This window comes from Streptomyces sp. NPDC001985, assembly GCF_040296845.1.
In the GTDB taxonomy this organism is placed as follows: domain Bacteria; phylum Actinomycetota; class Actinomycetes; order Streptomycetales; family Streptomycetaceae; genus Streptomyces.
Genome location: NZ_JBEOYB010000181.1, coordinates 1 through 2,232 on the forward strand (window position 1 = coordinate 1; position 2,232 = coordinate 2,232).

Below are 2,232 nucleotides of genomic sequence, written 5' to 3' on the forward strand. Positions count from 1 at the left end.
AGGGGTGGGCGGCGATGCTGGCGGGGTTGGCCGTCCACGCGGCGGCCCCGGGGTCCGGTGGGCGGACCCCGTCGGACTTCCCGCTCGTGACCGTCCGCCAGGACCGGATCGACGAGCTGGAGGCGGCCGTCCCCGGCCTCGCCGACATCCTCCCCGTCACCCCCCTCCAGGAGGGCCTTCTCTTCCACGCGCTCTTCGACGGCGCGAGCCGGGACGTCTATGTCGAGCAACTGGTTCTCGACCTCGCCGGACCGCTCGACGCGTCGGTGCTCAGGGCGTCCTGGGAAGCGCTGCTCGCCCGCCACGCGAGCCTGCGGGCCGGATTCCGGCACATCGCCGGGGCCGACCGGCCCGTCCAGGTCATCGCCCACGAGGTCACCCTGCCCTGGCGGCACGAGAACCTGTCGGATCTCGACCCCGGGACGGCCGCCACCGAGGCCGGGCGACTGGAGACCGCGGAGCAGATCCGCCGGTTCGATCTCGCCGCGCCACCCCTGATCCGGGTTCTCCTGCTCACCATGGGGCCGGACCGGTACCGCATGGCGATCACCCTGCACCACATCGTCCTGGACGGCTGGTCACTGCCGATCCTCATCCACGAACTGTGGGCCGCCTACCGGGCAGGGGGCCGCACGGACGCGCTGCCGGCGGTGACCCCGTACCGGGAACATCTCGCCTGGCTGCGACGGCAGGACCGCGAGACCGCGCGCGAGGCATGGCGCCGGGCGCTCGCCGGGCTGGACGAGCCCACACTCGTCGCGCCCGAGGAACAGAACACGGCGCGGACACACACCGGCACAGTGATCACCGAGCCGGGCGAGGACCTCGCCTCGGCCGTGCGCGACCTCGCCCGAACGCATGGCCTGACCCTGAACACGGTCGTCCAGGCCGCCTGGGGTCTCGTCATCGGCCGGCTCACGGGCCGCGACGATGTGGTGTTCGGCGCGACTGTCGCGGGGCGGCCCGCGGAGCTGCCCGGCATGGAGAGCATGCTGGGGCTGTTCATCAACACCGTGCCGGTACGGGTCCGGCTCGACCCTGCTCAGACCGTCGCCGGGCTGCTCGCCGGGCTCCAGGCCGAACAGGCGGCCCTGCTCGACCACCAGCATCTGGGGCTCACGGACATTCAGCGCGTATCCGGGCCGGGCGCGGGCTTCGACACGCTGATGGCCTTCGAGAACTACCGCGCGGACGACAACACACCGCCTGCGCCGCTGCGGCTCACCGGGACCGAGGTACGCGAGTCGACCACCTATCCGCTCGCTCTGGACGTGAATCCGGTGGGTCGGTTCACCCTCCGGCTCGACCACCAGATGGAGGTGTTCGACACCGATGCCGCGCGCGCCCTCCTCGACCGCCTGGTGCGCGTCCTGGCCCGGTTCGCCGCCGATCCCGGAACGCGGCTGAGCCGGATCGATGTCCTGGACCCGGCTGAGCGGGCTCAGGTGGTGTCGGAGTGGAACGACACCGGTGTTGTGGTTGGTGCGAGTACGTTCCTGGAGCTGTTCGCGGCGAGGGTCGAGGCCGCGCCGGGCGTTGCCGCGGTGCGGTGTGGGTCGGTGGTGTTGGCGTACGGGGAGTTGGAGGCGCGTGCGAATCGTCTGGCCCGGTATCTGACCGGTTTGGGTGTGGGTCGGGAGTGTGTGGTGGGTCTGTGCCTGCCGCGTGGGGTGGAGATGGTGGTGGCGCTGCTGGCGGTGTGGAAGGCGGGTGGCGCGTATGTGCCACTCGACCCGGAGCATCCGGCGGAGCGTCTCGCTTACATGGTCGCGGACAGTGGTGCCGGGGTGGTGCTGTCGGGGGCTGAGCTGGAGTTGCCGGGTGAGGGTGCGCGGGTGGTGCTCTGGGACGAGATCGCCGCTCTCGTCGCGGAGCAGCCGTCCACGCCCCTGGCGACGGTGGTGGGTCCGGAGCAGTTGGCGTATGTGATCTATACGTCGGGTTCCACGGGCCGTCCCAAGGGCGTCGCGGTCGCCCACGGCGGGGTGGCGAACCTCGCGCAGGTGATGCGTCCCGTGCTGGGCGTGGCGGAAGGGGTGGTGGCGCTTCAGTTCGCGTCGTTCAGTTTCGATGCGGCGGTGCTGGATGTGGTGGTGGTTCTGGGTGCTGGTGGGACGCTCGCTATCGCGTCGAGCGAGGAGCGGAGGGAGCCGGAGGCGTTGGCGGCGATGATCCGTGCCGCTGGGGTGGAAGTCGCCAGTGTGGTGCCGTCGCTGCTGGGTGTGCTGGATC

Annotated in this window: 1 protein-coding gene; it reads left to right on the top strand. The window is 71.2% G+C overall.

Annotated elements, in window-relative coordinates; translation table 11 throughout:
* Positions 1–14: 14 nt before the first annotated feature.
* Positions 15–2,232 (top strand): condensation domain-containing protein (locus tag ABT122_RS33440; protein ID WP_351559939.1); only part of this gene is annotated, 2,218 nt, incomplete at its 3' end.